A 17,577-nucleotide genomic window follows, 5' to 3' on the forward strand; every position below is an offset into this window, starting at 1 on the left:
CAGTGTATCGCCGCTTTCCGTCCGGGCGTTCCCCGGGTATCCTGCCCTCATGGTTGGGGTCTTCCTGCACGCCTCCCTGGGCCTTTTCCTCCTGGTCGCGGTGCCCGCCTTGGCCCTCGTGGGCCTCTTAGGCTTCTTCCGCCCCCTTCCCTCCCGCTTCTATGCCTTCCTCCGGGGGTGGCCTGGGTGGCGATCCTCCAGGTCCTCTTGGGCTTTCTCCTCTTCCTCCAGGGCTTGAGGCCCAAGGACGGCCTCCACCTCCTCTACGGCCTCCTCCTGGCGGCAGGGCTTCACTACCTGGGGGGCCTCGAGCCCGGGGGGTGGTTCTACCGGGGTCTCAAGGACCCGCCCAAGCGCCCCGAGCTTTTCGTGGCCTTGGGGCTTCTCTTCTGCGTGGGCCTTGTCCTCCGGGTGTACCTCACGGGCCGGTGAGGGCTTCCCGGGCTACCTTATCCCAGGGTATGAGTCCGGACAATGTAGTGGCGTTTTGCTTTAAAAAGTTTTCCAAGTCCTTTACGTAGCTTTCTCGGAAGATGACGAATCCGTTGGGAAGCCGTTCTAGATGGTGGGCGATTTTGACCCACAAGCGGTAGGCTTCTTCTCTGGTTCGGGCACGCTGGGCTTTTCTTTCGAGTTCCTCTGGGCTTTGCAGCGTGTAGGGAACTTCCAGGAGGGCGGAATGTTCGCGCCTTCTTAGGAAGCGGTTTCCCTCCCGGGCTTCCGAGCGATAGGTTTCCTTTTTTATCTGAATGCCTATCAGGCGGTCTTCTGCTTGAATTTGTGCATCTATCCCCTGGGCGTCCAGCTCCCAGGTGGCCGTCAAGCGAAGTTGACAAGAGGCGTTCCAGCGATAGCAAAAGTGAAATTGCGTCCAAATGGAAACAGCGGTCCGGTAGAGCCTCGCTTCTAAGCCGAGACGGACAAATTCATAGGAACATCCCCAAAAATACTTGCGAATAAACTCGTTTAGGGGCCGGAGGCGCTTCTCCCACCACTGGTCGAAGAAAGTTTCAAAATCTGGAAAGTGAAGGGTGTTCCCGTTGGGCTTCCAGTAGTGGTCGTACAAGTCTGGAAGTGGGTTAAGCTCTCTAGGTAGGTCTTGCTCTACTGTTTTGATGGGGCGGTATTTTTCTTGGTAGCTCTCGAGGTCCAAAGACTTCAGAAAATCCTCAAAAGCTTCAAGCACTTTCTGGGCTTGTGTAGGGGCCATGTTTCCTCCTCTCGGTGTTCCCCTGTCGGGGAAGCAACGCAGGTATCCGCTCCAACATTCTAAGCGTCAAGTGAGGAACAAAGTCCCTGTAAAGGGTTTTGACATACTCTTGTATCTTATCGGAGTTTAACCACTCTACCAGAAACAAGGGGTCTAGTTCCACACCCTCCTTGGGCAGAAGGTGGAACTCTTCTCTCCACGGGTAGGCCTTCTCGTCCCAAGCGGCTACCACCTTGGTGCCCTTAGTGTGGGCCACCACCAAGTGGGGCGTGGCGTAGAAGTCCCTAAGCTCCTTGGCCCTTTCCTTGGGCATCCAAAGGCCGGAGTGGTTGCTTTCGTAGTCTATCCACCCCGGCTTCAGGTTCCTTCCCGTCAGGACGGGCACAAGGCCAGGTTCCGGTTCCTTTTGGACGGCGGGATGCTTCTTGAACTCCGGGCTCCTGGCGGCGAAGCGGATGTGGAATAGGCTACCTAGGGGTGGACCCGAGGCCTCCATCTCCCTGGTCCACCCTGTTTCGAAGCGGATGATCTCTCCCTTCCATTCCGGCTTCTCGCTCCACAAGAGGGGCGTGAAGGTCTCCCCGTCTCTCCGGGTGTCCCAAAGGGCGAGGCCTTTTCCTCCCTTCCGGAACCGAAGAACCACAGCGCTCACCTTTCTTCCGGGGAAGACCTCGCCTAGATAGTAAACTTCTGTTCTCCCTTCTCGGGCCAGAAATGACCGAAGGAGGGAAAAGTCGTCCAGGACGAGCCACGTGGCCGGGACTACGAAGACCAGGGTTCCGCCCTCCCTCAAGAGGCGCACAGATTTCTCTATGAAGGCCCCGTAAAGGTTGTACTTGCCCTTCCAGGTGGATAGGGTCTTCTTGTAAAGCCCCTTGACCTCCCTAAGGACGTGGATGGGGTACTTGCTGGCCTCCCCCACGATGCCGTAGGGCGGGTTGCCCAAGATGAGGTCAAAGGCTTCCCCGGGCTCCCAGAGGAGGAAGTCCGCCACCACCCCTTCCGCCCAAGGGGGAAGGTCCAGGGCGTTTGGGTCTATCTCCACCCCCACGAAGCGGTAGCCCGTCCCGTGGGCCTCCCGGAAGGCCCGGAGGAAGGGCCCGTCCGCGCAGGCGGGCTCCAGGACCTTTCCTCCCCGGGGGGCCTCGGCGAGGCCCACCATGAAGTCCACCACCTCGGGAGGGGTTTCCACCCGGCCCAGGCTCTTTTCCGTGGCTCCTTGGGGTAGGGGCGGGGGAAAGAGCATTTAGCGGATTATACCGAGCTTCCGCCCCACCTTGGCGTAGGCCTCGAGGGCCTTGTCCAGCATCTCCTTGGTGTGGGCGGCGGTGACGATGTTGCGGATCCTCGCCTTCCCCCTGGGCACGGTGGGGAAGCCGATGCCCACGGCGAAGACCCCCTCCTCCAGGAGGAGGCGGCTCGCCTCAAAGGCCAGGGGGGCCTCCCCGAAGAGGACGGGGGTGATGGGGGTCTGGCTTCCCAGGGTGTCGTAGCCCAGGCGGGCAAGCTCCTGCTTGAAGTAGCGGGTGTTTTCCCAAAGCCTTTCCACCCGCTCGGGCTCCTTCTCGATGAGCTCTAAGGCACCCAGCAAAGCCCCCACCACCGCCGGGGGGTGGCTGGTGGAGAAGAGGAAGGGCCGGGCCTTGTTGATGAGGAGGTCCTTGAGTTCCAAGGCGCCGGCGGCGTATCCCCCCACCACCGCCCAGGCCTTGGAGAGGGTGGCCACCTGGATCACGTCCGGGTCCTGGTGGAAGCCAAAGTGGTGCACCGTGCCCTTGCCCTTCTCCCCCAGGACCCCGGAGCCGTGGGCGTCGTCCACGTAGACCACCGCCCCGTAGCGCTTGGCCAGGGGGACGATCCGGTCCAGGGGGGCGATGTCCCCATCCATGGAGAAGACCCCGTCGGTGACGATGAGCTTGAGCCCCTCGGTGTCGTGGGTCCTTAGGAGCTCCTCCAGGTGGGCCACATCCGCGTGGCGATAGACCAAGCGGGTGGCCTTGGTGAGGCGGAGGCCATCAATGATGCTGGCGTGGTTCAGCTCGTCGGAGAAGACCACGTCCCCCTCCTTGAGGAGGGCCCCCAGCACTCCCTGGTTGGCGGTGAAGCCCGACTGGAGGACGAGGGCGCTTTCCGTCCCCTTGAAGCGGGCCAGGGCTTCCTCCAGCTCCACGTGGTAGGTGAAGGTGCCGGCGATGGTGCGCACCGCCCCGCTTCCCGCTCCCCACTTTTCCAGGTACTGGCGGGCCTTCTCCTTGAGGTAGGGGTGGTTGGCGAAGCCGAGGTAGTTGTTGGAGGCGAGGTTCACCACCTCCTTCCCCTCCACCCGGGTCACGGGCTCCTGGGGGGCCTCGAGGACCTTGGGGGAGATGTAAAGTCCCTCCCGCTTGAGCCTTTCCAGCTCCTCGCGGACGCGTGCGCGCAGATCCAGGTTCATGGCCTTATCTAACCGCCTGGGCCCCGGGCTGTCCAGGGCCTCACCTTCCTCTGACCGAAAGGCGCTACCCTAAGGGTGGGGGTGGTAGCGGTTCCATGAGGGCCGAGCTGCAAGCCGAAACCGAGGCCGAGCGCCTAGAGCGCCGGGCAAAGCTCCACGAGCTCCTCCACCGCTTGCGGGGAGAGCCGAATGTCCTCCTTCCCTTTCACCAGGCCCTGGCGCTGAGGCCCAAGGGGGAGCACCCCCTGGGCTTAAGGACCATTGAGGTGGACAAGGTGGTGGGCTCCGTGGACCGCTACGAGGATTTTGACCATCACTTCCTGCCCAAGACCCCCCACACCCTGGAGCGCTGGAAGCGCCTTCGCGCCTTGCAGCTTTCCGGGGTGGAGTTCCCCCCCATCGAGGTCTACCAGGTGGGGGAGGCCTACTTCGTCAAGGATGGCAACCACCGGGTGGCCCTGGCCAAGGCCACGGGGCAGAAGTATATAGACGCCTACGTGATCGCCCTAGACGTTCCCGTGCCCGTGGGGGCCAAGGACACCCTGAAGGACCTGATCCTCAAGGCGGAATACGCCAACTTCCTGGAGAAGACCCGGCTTAAAGAGCTGGTGCCGGAGGCGGAAGACATTCTCTTTTCTACCCTGGGCCGCTACGATATCCTCCTGGACCACATCGCCACCCGGCGCTACTTCAAGGGCCTCGAGGAGGGCCGGGAGGTTCCTTGGGAGGAGGCAGTGGTGGACTGGTACCAGAACCTCTACCGGCCCACGGTGGAGGCCATCCGCCGCCTGGGGCTTCTTAAGAACTTCCCCGGCCGCACCGAGGCGGACCTCTACCTCTGGGTCATGGACCACCGCTACTTCCTGGCCCGGGAGCTCGGGGTGGACCTCTCCCCCGAGGAGGCGGCCCGGAGCTACGAGGCCCGGTTTGGGCCGTGGTGGAAGCGGATGGGGGGTGGGCTCAAGGCGTGGCTAAGGGCTCGGTGGGGTAAATAGGCAAGCTTAGCCCTGGCATGTCTTGATGGTTGTTCATCTGTACTTGACCGTTCCTTACGAGAGCACTAAAATCCTAAAGTAGGTGCCTAGAAATTATCCTAGGTGCCTAGGAGTGAGGTGAACCCTATGAGAAAAGGCCTTGGCCTTCTTGGTGTGGTTTTATTGGCGGTTTTAGCGGCTTGCGCTCCCAGCGTCACCACCAAGACTTCTTCAGGCTTGGAGGGCGAAAATCCCTATGCCAACTACACGGGGCCACGGGCCAAAGCGGTGGTGGCCAACTTCATCTGCGCGGCAGCCCAGTGCCCTCCGGGCGTTGAGGCTTCCATCTCAGAGCTCTTGATGACCGCCCTGATCAACACCAACCACTTCATTCTCTACGACCGCTCGGTGCTTGCGCAAATTCAACAAGAAGCCTACCTCGGGGGCAAACCCCTCAACTTGCAGGGGGCTGAGCTTTTGGTGGTGGGTTCCATAACCGCTTTTGAGCCCGATGCGGGCGGTACCCGGGGGGGTGGTGGTGGTATTCTGGGGGGCCTCTTGGGTGCCTTCGGTGGTGGACAGAAACGCTCGTACGTTGCGGTGGACATGCGGATTGTGGACGCCCAAAGCGGCGCTATCGTTTCCGCTTTCCGCGTGGAGGGCGAGGCCACGGATGTGGATTACGGGGGTCTCCTGGGGATCTTGGGTCCGGGCGCTGCCCTTGGAGGGGGTTTGAAGCAGTACGAGAAGACCCCCATGGGCAAAGCCTTGGCTGTGATGACCTCTAAGGCGGTGGAGGAGATCATTAAGCGTACACCCAGGAGCTACTTCAAGTATGCGCCGGATGGGAAGCCTTACCAACAGCCTTAGGCGCCTTTTTCTCCTTCTGGCCACCCTGATTTTGGGGATGGCCTTGGGCCAAGGGCCCAAAACCCTCGTCCTTGTGAGCCAAGGTGAGCATTGGTGGGATGAGGAGGCGGGTCTTTACGAGGCGGCTTTACGGGAAGAACTCTTGCAGGGGGGCTTTCGGGTGCTGGACGCCGCCCAGGTGCAAAGGGTGGCGGACCGGCAGCTTCTCACCCGCCTGGTGCAGGGGGACGCCTTGGCGGCCATCACCTTGGCCACCAACTTTAAGGCTGACGCCTTGGTGGTAAGCCGGGTCTTCACCTCCCGCGTCCTTGCCACTCAGACCAACGTGGCCACCTTCTACACCTACAAGGCTACGGCGGACGTGCGGCTGGTGATGGCCAGTACAGGCCAAGTGGTGGGCAGTTGGAGTCCGTCCCAGACAGGGACCGGTACCTCCGAGCGGGAAGCGGCTTTTGCGGCCCTGCGCAACCTGGGCAGACAGGTGGGGCAGGAATTGCGCAAGCAAAACTTTTCCGCTTCGGGAGCCAGCCCCGTGGTTCGCTTGACGGTAACTGGCCTTAAGGGCTTCACCGATGCTTCCGTGCTCCTAAGGGAGCTTGGAGCTCAGAAGGGTGTGGTCTCGGCTGAGCGTAAAAGCTTCGCCAACGGCGTCCTCGAGGCCGAGGTGGTCTTCCAAGGGTCCGTGGACGAGCTGGCAGCGCTTCTAGAAAGCCTTCAGCTCCTCCCCTTGGAGGTTACCGAGGTGAGCGGCTTTGCCATAGAGGCCCGGGTACGCTGAGGGGGATGGATTTTGAGGGGCGGGGGTTTCCCCGCCCTTGATTTTGGCCCTGGATCGTCCTTACTCTGTATACAGGATGCAGACCCTGGGCTTCCGCCGACCCAACCAGGTGCGCGAGGCGGTCTACGGCCACCTTAAAGACCTCCTCCTCTCCGGGCGTTTCGCCCCGGGGGAAAGGCTTTCCGAGCCCCTTTTGGCCCAAGAGCTCGGGGTTTCCCGCACCCCGGTGCGGGAGGCCCTGATGCGCCTAAGTGAGGAGGGGTTGGTGGAACTGGTGCCGGGCAAGGGGGCGAGGGTCAAGGCCTTCACCCCAGAGGAGGTGGAGGAGGTCTATGGGGTGCGGGCCCTGCTGGAGGGGGAGGCGGCGCGGGAGGCGGCGCTGCGGGCCATGCCTTGGGAGCTGGACGCCCTGGAGGAGCGCCTCCGGGCCATTGACGAGGCTTCCCCGGAGGACTACCCGAGCAGATGCGCCGGGACCTGGAGTTCCACCGGGCCTTGGTGCGCCTTTCCGGGAACCGGACCCTATACCGGCTTTACGAGGACCTGCTTTCCACCCTGGCCCTGGCCCGGAGCGCCCTGCCCACCCTTTCCCAGGACGAGGCCACCCGGCGGGAACACCGGGCCATCCTGATGGCCCTCAGGCGCAAGGACCCCGAGGGAGCCAAGAAGGCGGTGGAGGCCCACGTGTACCGCTTCCGCGACCTGGTGGTGGCGAAGCTTCGGAAAGGAGGGGTATGAACCTAGACCTGGTCTATCGGCAGGCGGTGCTCTCCGTGGCGGGTAATCCCCGGGTGGAGGCCCTCATCAAGGGGCGGGCGAGGGGCCTGGTGCGCCGCTATGTGGCGGGGGAGACCCTGGAGGAGGCCCTTGGGGTGGCGGAGGCCCTCGAGGCCCAAGGCGTTCACGCCATCCTGGCCCTCCTGGGGGAGATGGTGCGCTCGGAGGCGGAGGCCAGGGCCTTCCAGGCGGGCATCCTGGAGCTGGTGCGGGCGGTGGCCAGCCGCCCCTGGCCCAAGTACGTGTCCTTGAAGCTTACCCAGCTGGGCCTGGACCTCTCCGAGGACCTGGCCCTGGAGCTCATGCGGGGGATTCTCCGCGAGGCCGAGCCCAGGGGCGTCTTCGTGCGCCTGGACATGGAGGACTCCCCCCGGGTGGAGGCCACCTTGCGCCTCTACAAGGCCCTGAGGGAGGAGGGCTTCTCCCAGGTGGGGATCGTCCTGCAAAGCTACCTCTACCGCACGGAGAAGGACCTTTTGGACCTCCTGCCCTACCGGCCCAACCTCCGCCTGGTCAAGGGGGCCTACCGGGAGCCCAAGGAGGTGGCCTTCCCGGACAAGCGCCTCATTGACGCCGAGTACCTGCACCTGGGGAAGCTCGCCCTTAAGGAGGGGCTTTACGTGGCCTTCGCCACCCACGACCCCAGGATCATCGCCGAACTCAAGCGCTACACCGAGGCCATGGGGATCCCCAGGTCGCGCTTTGAGTTCCAGTTCCTCTACGGGGTGCGCCCCGAGGAGCAAAAGCGGCTCGCCCGGGAGGGGTACACGGTGCGGGCCTACGTGCCCTACGGCAGGGACTGGTACCCCTACCTCACCCGGAGGATTGCGGAGAGGCCGGAGAACCTTTTCCTCGTCCTAAGGAGCCTGGTCTCCGGCTAAAGGAGGTGAATGAGGATGACGGTGGAACCTTTCCGGAACGAGCCCATTGAGACCTTCCAGACGGAGGAGGCCCGGCGCGCCATGCGCGAGGCCCTGAGGCGGGTGCGGGAGGAGTTCGGCCGCCACTACCCCCTCTACATCGGGGGGGAGTGGGTGGACACGAAGGAGCGCATGGTCTCCCTCAACCCCTCGGCGCCGAGCGAGGTGGTGGGCACCACCGCCAAGGCGGGGAAGGCGGAGGCGGAGGCCGCCCTCGAGGTCGCCTGGAAGGCCTTCAAGACTTGGAAGGACTGGCCCCAGGAGGACCGGAGCCGCCTCCTCCTCAAGGCGGCGGCCCTCATGCGGCGGCGGAAGCGGGAGCTGGAGGCCACCTTGGTCTACGAGGTGGGCAAGAACTGGGTGGAGGCCTCCGCGGACGTGGCCGAGGCCATTGACTTCATCGAGTACTACGCCCGGGCCGCCCTGCGCTACCGCTACCCCGCCGTGGAGGTGGTGCCCTACCCCGGGGAGGACAACGAGAGCTTCTACGTGCCCCTGGGGACCGGGGTGGTCATCGCCCCCTGGAACTTCCCCGTGGCCATCTTCACCGGGATGATCATGGGCCCCGTGGCCGTGGGGAACACCGTGATCGCCAAGCCCGCCGAGGACGCTGTGGTGGTGGGGGCCAAGGTCTTTGAGATCTTCCACGAGGCGGGCTTCCCCCCTGGGGTGGTCAACTTCCTGCCCGGGGTGGGGGAGGAGGTGGGGGCGTACCTGGTGGAGCACCCCAGGATCCGCTTCATCAACTTCACGGGGAGCCTCGAGGTGGGCCTGAAGATCTACGAGGCTGCCGGGCGCCTGGCCCCGGGCCAGACCTGGTTCAAGCGGGCCTACGTGGAGACCGGGGGCAAGGACGCCATCATCGTGGACGAGACGGCGGACTTTGACCTGGCCGCCGAGGGGGTGGTGGTCTCCGCCTACGGCTTCCAGGGGCAGAAGTGCTCCGCGGCAAGCCGCCTCATCCTCACCCAGGGGGCCTACGAGCCCGTGCTGGAGAGGGTCCTGAAGCGGGCGGAAAGGCTTTCCGTGGGCCCCGCCGAGGAGAACCCCGACCTCGGCCCCGTGGTGAGCGCCGAGCAGGAGAGGAAGGTCCTCTCCTACATTGAGATCGGGAAGAACGAGGGCCAGCTCGTCCTGGGGGGAAACGCCTCGAGGGGGAGGGATACTTCATCGCCCCCACGGTCTTCACCGAGGTGCCGCCCAAGGCCAGGATCGCCCAGGAGGAGATCTTCGGCCCGGTGCTTTCCGTCATCCGGGTCAAGGACTTCGCCGAGGCCCTGGAGGTGGCGAACGACACGCCCTACGGCCTCACGGGCGGGGTCTACTCCAGGAAGCGGGAGCACCTGGAGTGGGCCAGGCGGGAGTTCCACGTGGGCAACCTCTACTTCAACCGCAAGATCACCGGGGCCCTGGTGGGGGTCCAGCCCTTCGGCGGCTCCAAGCTCTCCGGCACCAACGCCAAGACCGGGGCCTTGGACTACCTTAGGCTCTTTCTGGAGATGAAGGCGGTGGCCGAGCGCTTCTAGGGGTATAATCCTCGGCGGTGATGCTATGCCGCTAAAAGCCTACCGGCCCCCGAGGACCCGGGGCTTTGGGACACCTACCTGGAGTGGCTGGAGCGGGCCCTGAAGGTGGCGGAGGCCCACCCCACCACCCTGGAGTACCTGGCCCACCCCAAGCGCCTGGTCACCCTCTCCCTTCCCGTGGTCATGGACGACGGGAAGGTGCGCATCTTCCAGGGCTACCGCGTGGTGCACGACATCGCCCGGGGACCGGCCAAGGGCGGGGTCCGCCTGGACCCCGGGGTCACCCTGGGCCAGACCGCGGGCCTCGCCGCTTGGATGACTTTGAAGGCGGCCGTCTACGACCTGCCTTTCGGCGGGGCGGCGGGGGGGATCGCCGTGGACCCCAAGGGGCTTTCCCCGCGGGAGCTGGAGCGCCTGGTGCGCCGCTACACCGCCGAGCTCGTGGGCCTCATCGGGCCCGACAGCGACATCCTGGGGCCCGACCTCGGGGCGGACCAGCAGGTCATGGCCTGGATCATGGACACCTACTCCATGACCGTGGGCTCCACGGTGCCCGGGGTGGTGACGGGGAAGCCCCACGCCCTGGGAGGGAGCGAGGGACGGGACGACGCCGCGGGGCTTGGGGCGCTCCTCGTGCTGGAGGCCCTGGCCAAGAGGCGGGGCCTGGACCTTCGGGGCGCCCGGGTGGTGGTGCAGGGCCTCGGCCAGGTGGGGGCGGCGGTGGCCCTGCACGCCGAGCGCCTGGGGATGCGGGTGGTGGCCGTGGCCACCTCCATGGGGGGCATGTACGCCCCCGAGGGGCTGGACGTGGCCGAGGTCCTTTCCGCCTACGAGGCCACGGGGTTGCTGCCCCGGCTGGACCTCGCCCCGGAGGAGGTCTTCGGCCTCGAGGCCGAGGTCCTCGTCCTGGCAGCCCGGGAAGGGGCCTTGGACGGGGAGATGGCCCGGCAGGTCCAGGCCCAGGCGGTGGTGGAGGTGGCCAACTTCGGCCTCACCCCCGAGGCCGAGGCCTACCTTTTGGGTAAGGGGGCGTTGGTGGTGCCCGACCTCCTCTCCGGCGGGGGCGGACTCCTCGCCAGCTACCTGGAGTGGGTGCAGGACCTCAGCATGTTCTTCTGGAGCCCGGAGGAGGTGCGCGAGCGCTTTGAAACCCGTGTGGCCCGGGTGGTGGACGCGGTCTGCCGGCGGGCGGAGCGGGACGGGCTGGACCTGAGGATGGGCGCCTTGGCCCTCGCCTTGGAGCGGCTGGACGAGGCCACCCGGCTTCGGGGCGTGTACCCATAAGGAGCGGCGATGAAGAGCGAACCCCTTTCCTACCTGGGCAAGGACGGAGGCCCCTGGGAGATCTTCACGGAGCAGGTGGACCGGGTCGTTCCCTACCTGGGGCGGCTCGCCCCCCTGGCGGAAAGCCTCAAGCGGCCCAAGAGAGTCCTCATCGTGGACGTCCCCGTGCGCCTGGACGACGGGAGCGTGGCCTACTTTGAAGGGTACCGGGTCCACCACAACACCGCCCGGGGGCCCGCCAAGGGCGGGGTGCGCTACCACCCCGAGGTGACCCTCTCCGAGGTCATGGCCTTGGCGGGATGGATGACCATCAAGAACGCCGCCGTGGGCCTGCCCTACGGCGGGGGCAAAGGGGGTATCCGGGTGGACCCCAAGAAGCTTTCCCCCCACGAGTTAGAGCGCCTTACCCGCCGCTACACCTCGGAGATCGGAATCCTCCTCGGCCCTGACCGGGACATTCCCGCCCCCGACGTGAACACCGGAGAGCGGGAGATGGCGTGGATGATGGACACCTACTCCATGAACGTGGGCCGCACCGTGCCCGGGGTGGTGACCGGGAAGCCCGTCTCCTTAGGGGGCTCCCTGGGCCGGAGGGACGCCACGGGGAGGGGGGTCTTCATCACCGCGGCGGCCGCGGCGGAGAAGATCGGGCTTCCGGTGGAGGGGTCTAGGGTGGCCATCCAGGGCTTCGGCAACGTGGGCAACGCCGCCGCCCGGGCCTTCCACGACCACGGGGCCCGCGTCGTCGCCGTCCAGGACCACACCGGCACCGTCTACAACGAGGCGGGCATAGACCCCTACGACCTCCTCCGCCACGTGCGGGAGTTCGGGGGGTGAGGGGGTACCCCAAGGCGGAGCCCTTGCCGGCGGCGGACTTCTGGGGCCTGCCCGTGGAGTTCCTCGTACCGGCGGCCTTGGAGAAGCAGATCACCGAGCAGAACGCCTGGCGCATCCGGGCCCGGATCGTGGCCGAGGGGGCGAACGGCCCCACCACCCCGGCCGCCGACGACATCCTCTTGGAGAAGGGGGTCCTGGTGGTCCCCGACGTGATCGCCAACGCCGGGGGCGTGACGGTGAGCTACTTTGAGTGGGTCCAGGACTTCAACTCCTACTTCTGGACGGAGGAGGAGATCAACGCCCGCTTGGAGCGGGTCCTCCGCAACGCCTTTGAGGCGGTGTGGCAGGTAGCTCAAGAGAAGAAGATCCCCTTGCGTACCGCCGCCTACGTGGTGGCGGCGACCCGGGTCCTCGAGGCCCGGGCCCTGCGGGGCCTTTACCCTTAAGCTATCCCCGTGGACTGGCCCCGCTTCGGCCGCGTGGCCCTCAAGCCCTTCTCCGCCGGGCTTACCGAGGCGGAGTGGAAGGGTCTCTACGAGACCTTCCGCGACCCTGAGGTGGCCGAGTGGAACGGCTCTACCCCTTTGCGCTCGCCTTTTTGGCTCTTCAAGCGCTTCGTCCTGGCGGAGGCCCGGAGAAAGGACCGCGTGGCCTTCGTCATCCTGGACGAGAAGGGGGAGTATTTGGGGACGCTGGAGCTTTACGACCTCACCCCCGAGGAGGCCACCTTGGGCATCCTGATCGGGAGGAAGGACCGCTGGGGGCAAGGCTACGGCACCGAGGCGGTGCGGGCGGCCTTGGACTACGCCTTCCGCGTCCTGGGCCTGAGGCGGGTGAAGCTCAGGACCTTCGCCCACAACCTGAGGGCGCGGCGGGCCTTTGCGAAAGCGGGTTTCCGCGAGGTGGGCGTGGTGCCGGGCCCCAGGGGGAGGGAGGACGTGCACATGGAGGTGCGCCGTGAGGATCTTGGCCCCGAGGCTTAGGGAAGAGGTGTGGGCCGCCCTGCCCGAGGGGGTGGAGGTGCGCTTTCTGGACGAGCCCTGGCCCAAGGCCTGCGACCTCTTCATCCCCCCTTACGGGCAAGAGGAGGTGGTGCGGCAGGTCCTGGAGGAGGTGGAGGTCAAGGTGGTCCAGACCCTCTCCGCGGGGGTGGACTGGATCCTTCCCCTCGTTCCCGAAGGGGTGGTGCTCTGCGACGGCTCCGGGATCCACGACGCTCCCGTGGCCGAGTGGGTGGTCCTGGCCCTCCTCGCCCTCCTCAAAGACCTCCCCGGCTTCCTCGAGGCCCAAAAGGAAGGGCGCTGGGCCCCGAGGAGGCTTTCCGACCTGGAGGGGAAGAGGGTCCTCCTCCTGGGCTACGGGTCCATCGGGAAGGCGGTGGCGGAAAGGCTTAGGCCTTTTGGGGTGGAGCTTTTCCCCGTGGCCCGCCATGCCCGTCCCGGGGTCTACACCCGGGAGGACCTGCCCGCCCTCCTGCCCCGGGCGGACGCCGTGGTCCTCCTCCTCCCCCTCACCCCGAGACCCGGGGCATCGTGGACCGGGACTTCCTCGCCCGGATGAAGGAGGGGGCCCTCCTGGTGAACGCGGGGAGGGGAGGGCTCGTGGACACGGAGGCCCTCCTCGAGGCCCTGGAGGCGGGGCGGGTCCGGGCCTTCTTGGACGTCACCGACCCCGAGCCCCTTCCCCAGGACCACCCCCTCTGGCGGGCCAAAGGGGCGGTCATCACCCCCCACGTGGCCGGGCTTTCCGAGGGGTTTTCCCGCCGGGTGGCCCGCTTCCTCGCCGAGCAGGTGGGGCGGTACCTTCGGGGGGAGCCTCTTTTGAACGTGGTGCGGGAGGGGTACTAGTGGAGGTGGTGCTTCACGGCGACCTGCGCCGCTATGGGGAGCGCCTTCGGGTGGGGGCCAAGACCCCCAGGGAGGCCCTGGAGAAGCTGGGGATCCCCCTGGAGGAGGTCTGGCTCTTGGCGGTGGGGGAGAGGGTGGTGGACCTAGACGAGGCGGTGGAAGGCCCCCTTGAGGTCTACCCCCCCATCGCGGGGGGTGGTATACTTGAAGTCCTGCCCTCTAAGGCAGGGGGCGCCAAAGGGGGGAGCCGCCCGACGCCCACCCCGCGTAGAAAGGAAAAGCATGGAGAAGAAGGACCTCCTCTCTACGCCCGTGGTCCCCATAGACATCAAGGCCTTTGACGCCGGGCCCATCCTCGAGGCCATGGGCAAGACCGCCTTCCAGGCGAGGAACCTCCATAGGGCGGCGGAGATCTACCTCAAGATGCTCCAAGACGACTGCGCCGTCATCCTCACCCTGGCAGGAAGCCTGGTCTCGGCGGGCCAGGGCCTCATCGTCCACGACCTCATCAGGAAGGGCCTGGTGGACGTCGTCGTGTCCACCGGGGCCAACATCGTGGACCAGGACTTCTTTGAGGCCTTGGGCCACCGCCACTACCAGGGGGACCCCAAGGCGGACGACGAGGCCTTGAGGCAGCTTTGGATTGACCGCATCTACGACACCTACATTGACGAGGAGGAGCTAAGGCACACGGACTACACCATCGCCGAGATCGCCGACGGCCTAGAGCCCCGCCCCTATTCCAGCCGGGAGTTCATCTGGCACATGGGCCGCTACCTGGCGGAACGGGGCCTTGGGGAGAAGAGCCTCGTACGGGCGGCCTACGAGGAGGGGGTGCCCATCTTCGTTCCCGCCTTCTCCGACTCCTCGGCGGGCTTCGGCCTCGTCTACCACCAGGTAAAAAACCCCAAGGCCCACGTGACCATAGACTCCGTGGCCGACTTCCGCGAGCTCACGGAGATCAAGCTGAAGGCCAAAACCACGGGGCTCGTGATGCTCGGGGGCGGGGTGCCCAAGAACTTCGCCCAGGACATCGTGGTGGCCGCCGAGGTCCTGGGCCACCGGGTTGAGATGCACAAGTACGCCATCCAGATCACCGTGGCCGACGAAAGGGACGGGGGGCTTTCCGGCTCCACCCTTTCGGAGGCGCAAAGCTGGGGCAAGGTGGACGCGCGCCTCTCCCAGATGGTCTTCGCCGAGGCGACCCTCGCCTTCCCCCTCCTCGCCTCCTACGTCTGGCACCGGGCCCCCGCGCGGGCCAAGCGACGCTACGCCGACCTCTTCCGGCGGGAGGTGCCCGCTTAGGCCTTGGGTGCCCCCAGGGGGGTGGCTTTACCACCCCCCGTTTTTTTGGTACACTCCCGGCAAATGCCCGATGAGTTGAGGCTTTTCCTGAAGGAGCGCTTCGGCGTCCAGGGGTCTCTGTCCCCGGGGCGCTTTGAGGCGGAGCTCGCCAAGCGTCTGGGAAGCCCCGCCCGGCGCGCTCCCCTCCTCAAGGCCTGGCGGGCCTATTTGGCCCAAGGGGGGAGGGAGGCGGTGCGAAGTTTCTACCGGGAGGTCCTCAAGGTTCCCAAGGGGGAGGCCCTAGTTTACGGGATGCACCTCCCCTTCCTTGAGTTCTACGCCAAGGAGCTCCCCCCCGGGTGGAGGGGCGGGTCCTCGAGGTGGGGGCCTTCACCGGGGCTTTAGTGGGCTTCCTGCAAAGGAAGCGGCCTGACCTGGAGTGGCACGCCCTGGACGGGGTGGAAGAGGCGGTGGCCCTGGGCAAGAAGCGGGTGCCCGAGGTGGCCTGGCATTTGGGCTGGGCGGAGGAGGTGGAGCTCTCCCCCTTTGACACCCTGCTCCTCCTCTCCGTCTTCCCCGAGGGGCTCGTGGACCAGGACCTGGAGAGCCGCCTGGCGCCCGAAGCCTTCTGGAAGCGCTTCGCCTTCTTTGAGCGCCTCCCCCTCTTCGCCCGCCTCCTCCGCCCCGGGGGGCTTCTCGTCTACGGCCACGGGCCTTTTTTGGGCAAAAGCCCCGAGGGGGTGGAGGAGGGCCTTAGGCGCTTGGGGTTTGACCGGGTGGAGCGGGTGGGGGAGGGGGAGTACTTCCTCGTCCTCGCCCGGAAGCCCGAGGCCCTGGTGGCGGTGCGGCTGGAGGAGAGGGAAGCCCCGCCTCCAGAGGAGGCGGAGGAGGTGGCCGTGGCCTTGGAGGAGGCCCGGGCCCTCCTGGAGGCGGGCCGCTACGCCGAGGCCCTCGCGCTCCTGCCGGAGGAGGCGGAAGGGGAGGCGGCCTACCTCCGGGGCCGGGCCCTCTTCGCCCTCTCCCGCCACGCCGAGGCGGAGGAGGCTCTTAGGCGGGCCCTTTCCGAGGAGGCCGAGGACCTCAGGGCCTTGGCTTTGGTGGAGCTCGGGGAGTACGAGCGGGCGAGGGGACGCCTCGAGGCCCTGGCGGTGCGGGGCGGGCGGTACCGTCTGGCCCTGGGCCGGGTCTACCTGGCCCAGGGGCGGTACGCCGACGCCCTGCGGCAGTTCGTGGAGTCGGGCCTTCCCGAGGCCGACCTCTACACCCGGGAGACCCTGGAGCGCATCACCGAGAGGATGCGCCGTTTCGCCCGGGAGGGGGAGTGGGCGGAGGTGAGCCGCCGGGCGGAGTTCGTGGAGGACCTTTCCCCGGCCCTCCTCACCCGGGAGATGCTGAGGCTTGGCCTTAAGGCCGCCCTCCTTCAGGGGCTTTTCGCCCGGGCGGAGCGGTACGCCCGGAGGCTTGCCGACCTGGACGAGGCCGAGGGGTTCTTGGGGCTTGCCCTCGCCGCCTTGCGGGTGAAAAGCCCCCTCGAGCTCCGCGGGGGGAGGACCTGAAGGCGGTGGAGCCCTACCTCACCGAGGCCCTGAGCCGGGCGGAGATCCCCGAGGCCCTCCTCCTCCTTGGGGTCCTGCGGGAGCGGGAGGGGCGGTTCCGGGAGGCCCTTTACCTTTTGGAGCGGGCCGCCATCCGGGGAGAAGGGGAGGTGGCGGGGATGGCCTACCACCACCTGGCCCAGGTGAAGCGGGCCCTGCGGCGGCCCCTCAAGGAGGTCCTCGGGGACCACAAGCGGGCCCACGCCCTAAGGGCCTACCCCGCCCCTTACCTCTTCCGCCTGGCCCAGGAAGCCTTGGCCGGGGGGGAGGAGGTTCTGGCCCGGGAGCTTCTTTCCCGGGCTCGGGATGCGGGGCTGGAAGCGGTGGCCGAGGAGGACCTCACGGGTTTCATCCACCTCCTGGAGCGGCTGGAGGGGCCGTGGGCCGCCTTTAGCGTCCTCTACCAGGCCCTCGCCCGCACGGAAAGGCCCCCCTGGAGCTTCTTGCCTTGGCCTACTGGCTCTCCCGCGCCTTCCGGGAAAGCCCCGAGGCCGAGGCGGCCCGGGGGCAGTACCTGGCGGCCCTCTACGCCGCGGGGCGCTTGGAGGAGGTGGAAAGCCTCCTCGTGGAGGAGCTAAAGGCCTACCCCCAGGCCCTCGAGGTCCTCTTTGACCTGGCGGAGCATTACGAGGCCCAGGGGCGCTGGAAAGAGGCGGCGGAGCACTGGCAGAAGGCCCTGGAGGTGGCCCTTTACCGGGAGAAGGACCTGGCCTTGGCCCGGGAGATCCTTAGGAACCTTTTTTTCCTCCGTCCGCACGACGAGAGCCTGGCCCTCTACCTGGAGGAGTTAAGGGCGGTGGGCGAGGGGCTGAAGGCCTTGGGGGAGGAGGCGCCCCACCTGCCCGAGGCGCCCCGGGACCTTCTGGAGGAGGACCTGCCCCGCTTCCACGGGGAGCACCTTGTGGTGGTGGGAGGGCACACCCAGCTCAGGAGCCGCCTCGTGCCCTTCCTGGAGGGGCGGGGCCTTAGGGTGGACTGGTACGACGCGGACACCGTGGGGGTGGGGAAGGAGGCCCTAAGGCGCATCCTGAACCGCCTAGAGAAGGCCCACGGCCTCATGATCGTTTCCAGCTACGTGGGGCACGACCTCTCCGAGCCCGTGCGCCTCGAGGCGGAGCGGCTTGGGGTGCCCGTCCACGTTATCCCTGGCCGGGCCCGGGGGACCACGGGGTTTCTCCGGGCCTTGAAGCAGTTCGCCCCGGAGATCCTCAAACGGGCCCTGAGGGGAGTAGAGTAGGGGG

Annotated in this window: 9 protein-coding genes and 8 pseudogenes; 14 read left to right on the forward strand and 3 right to left on the reverse strand. The window is 66.5% G+C overall.

The genetic code is table 11. The annotated features are described in order from the left end of the window. The first annotated feature begins 49 nt into the window (after window positions 1-49). A pseudogene (locus tag AV541_RS02830) lies at window positions 50-432 on the forward strand (hypothetical protein). Here the strand turns inward: AV541_RS02830 and AV541_RS02835 are convergent. The 3 genes from AV541_RS02835 to AV541_RS02845 are packed head-to-tail and all read right to left on the reverse strand — an operon-like array spanning window position 419 to window position 3,644. After that, on the reverse strand, window positions 419-1,186 hold the full coding sequence (locus AV541_RS02835; RefSeq protein WP_244880572.1) for a TaqI family restriction endonuclease: 768 nt from the start codon (window positions 1,184-1,186) through the stop codon (window positions 419-421). The pseudogene AV541_RS02830 and the gene AV541_RS02835 sit on opposite strands and share 14 nt — an antisense overlap. Beyond that, a complete protein-coding gene (locus tag AV541_RS02840) occupies window positions 1,179-2,456 on the reverse strand; it encodes a TaqI-like C-terminal specificity domain-containing protein (protein WP_008633213.1) in 1,278 nt (425 codons plus the stop codon). Before AV541_RS02840 ends, AV541_RS02835 begins: the two co-directional genes overlap by 8 nt. Continuing rightward, window positions 2,457-3,644 (reverse strand): glycine C-acetyltransferase, encoded by a 1,188-nt coding sequence (locus AV541_RS02845; RefSeq protein WP_060384193.1) that lies wholly within the window; start codon window positions 3,642-3,644, stop codon window positions 2,457-2,459. 95 nt (window positions 3,645-3,739) lie between these two features. On the opposite strand from AV541_RS02845, the gene AV541_RS02850 reads away from it, so the two are divergent. The 13 genes and pseudogenes from AV541_RS02850 to AV541_RS12995 all read left to right on the forward strand — a co-directional run bounded on the left by AV541_RS02850 (window position 3,740) and on the right by AV541_RS12995 (window position 17,573). Beyond that, entirely contained in the window at window positions 3,740-4,639 is a 900-nt protein-coding gene (locus AV541_RS02850; protein WP_060384194.1) for a DUF4032 domain-containing protein, read from the forward strand. Between the two features lie 126 nt (window positions 4,640-4,765). Further along, window positions 4,766-5,488 carry a CsgG/HfaB family protein gene (locus AV541_RS02855; protein WP_038035505.1) on the forward strand — a complete coding sequence of 241 codons (723 nt, stop codon included), beginning with the start codon at window positions 4,766-4,768 and terminating at the stop codon, window positions 5,486-5,488. Then, window positions 5,463-6,266, forward strand: a complete 804-nt coding sequence (locus AV541_RS02860) for a hypothetical protein (protein WP_238530053.1) — start codon at window positions 5,463-5,465, stop codon at window positions 6,264-6,266. Before AV541_RS02855 ends, AV541_RS02860 begins: the two co-directional genes overlap by 26 nt. A gap of 76 nt (window positions 6,267-6,342) precedes the next feature. Beyond that, window positions 6,343-7,004, forward strand: a pseudogene (locus AV541_RS12990) (GntR family transcriptional regulator). Beyond that, the gene (locus AV541_RS02870; RefSeq protein ID WP_060384195.1) at window positions 7,001-7,924 is read left to right on the forward strand and encodes a proline dehydrogenase; all 924 of its coding nucleotides are present in this window, start codon (window positions 7,001-7,003) and stop codon (window positions 7,922-7,924) included. Before AV541_RS12990 ends, AV541_RS02870 begins: the two are co-directional and overlap by 4 nt. A 15-nt stretch (window positions 7,925-7,939) precedes the next feature. Further along, window positions 7,940-9,489: pseudogene (pruA, locus tag AV541_RS02875) on the forward strand (L-glutamate gamma-semialdehyde dehydrogenase). Window positions 9,490-9,514: 25 nt separating this feature from the next. Next, window positions 9,515-10,773 (forward strand): annotated as a pseudogene (locus AV541_RS02880) (Glu/Leu/Phe/Val family dehydrogenase). Between the two features lie 9 nt (window positions 10,774-10,782). Further along, window positions 10,783-12,056: pseudogene (locus AV541_RS02885) on the forward strand (Glu/Leu/Phe/Val family dehydrogenase). Between the two features lie 9 nt (window positions 12,057-12,065). Next, entirely contained in the window at window positions 12,066-12,593 is a 528-nt protein-coding gene (locus AV541_RS02890; RefSeq protein ID WP_060384197.1) for a GNAT family N-acetyltransferase, read from the forward strand. After that, window positions 12,568-13,457 (forward strand): annotated as a pseudogene (locus tag AV541_RS02895) (2-hydroxyacid dehydrogenase). Before AV541_RS02890 ends, AV541_RS02895 begins: the two are co-directional and overlap by 26 nt. Beyond that, window positions 13,457-13,675 (forward strand): annotated as a pseudogene (locus tag AV541_RS02900) (hypothetical protein); the annotation flags it as partial. The pseudogenes AV541_RS02895 and AV541_RS02900, both read left to right, overlap by 1 nt. A gap of 64 nt (window positions 13,676-13,739) precedes the next feature. Then, a complete protein-coding gene (locus tag AV541_RS02905; RefSeq protein ID WP_060384198.1) occupies window positions 13,740-14,762 on the forward strand; it encodes a 1,9-bis(guanidino)-5-aza-nonane synthase in 1,023 nt (340 codons plus the stop codon). Window positions 14,763-14,825: 63 nt separating this feature from the next. Next, window positions 14,826-17,573 (forward strand): annotated as a pseudogene (locus tag AV541_RS12995) (tetratricopeptide repeat protein). Window positions 17,574-17,577 lie beyond the last annotated feature (4 nt).

The sequence above is a fragment of the Thermus parvatiensis genome (assembly GCF_001535545.1).
Taxonomy (GTDB): Bacteria; Deinococcota; Deinococci; order Deinococcales; family Thermaceae; genus Thermus; species Thermus parvatiensis.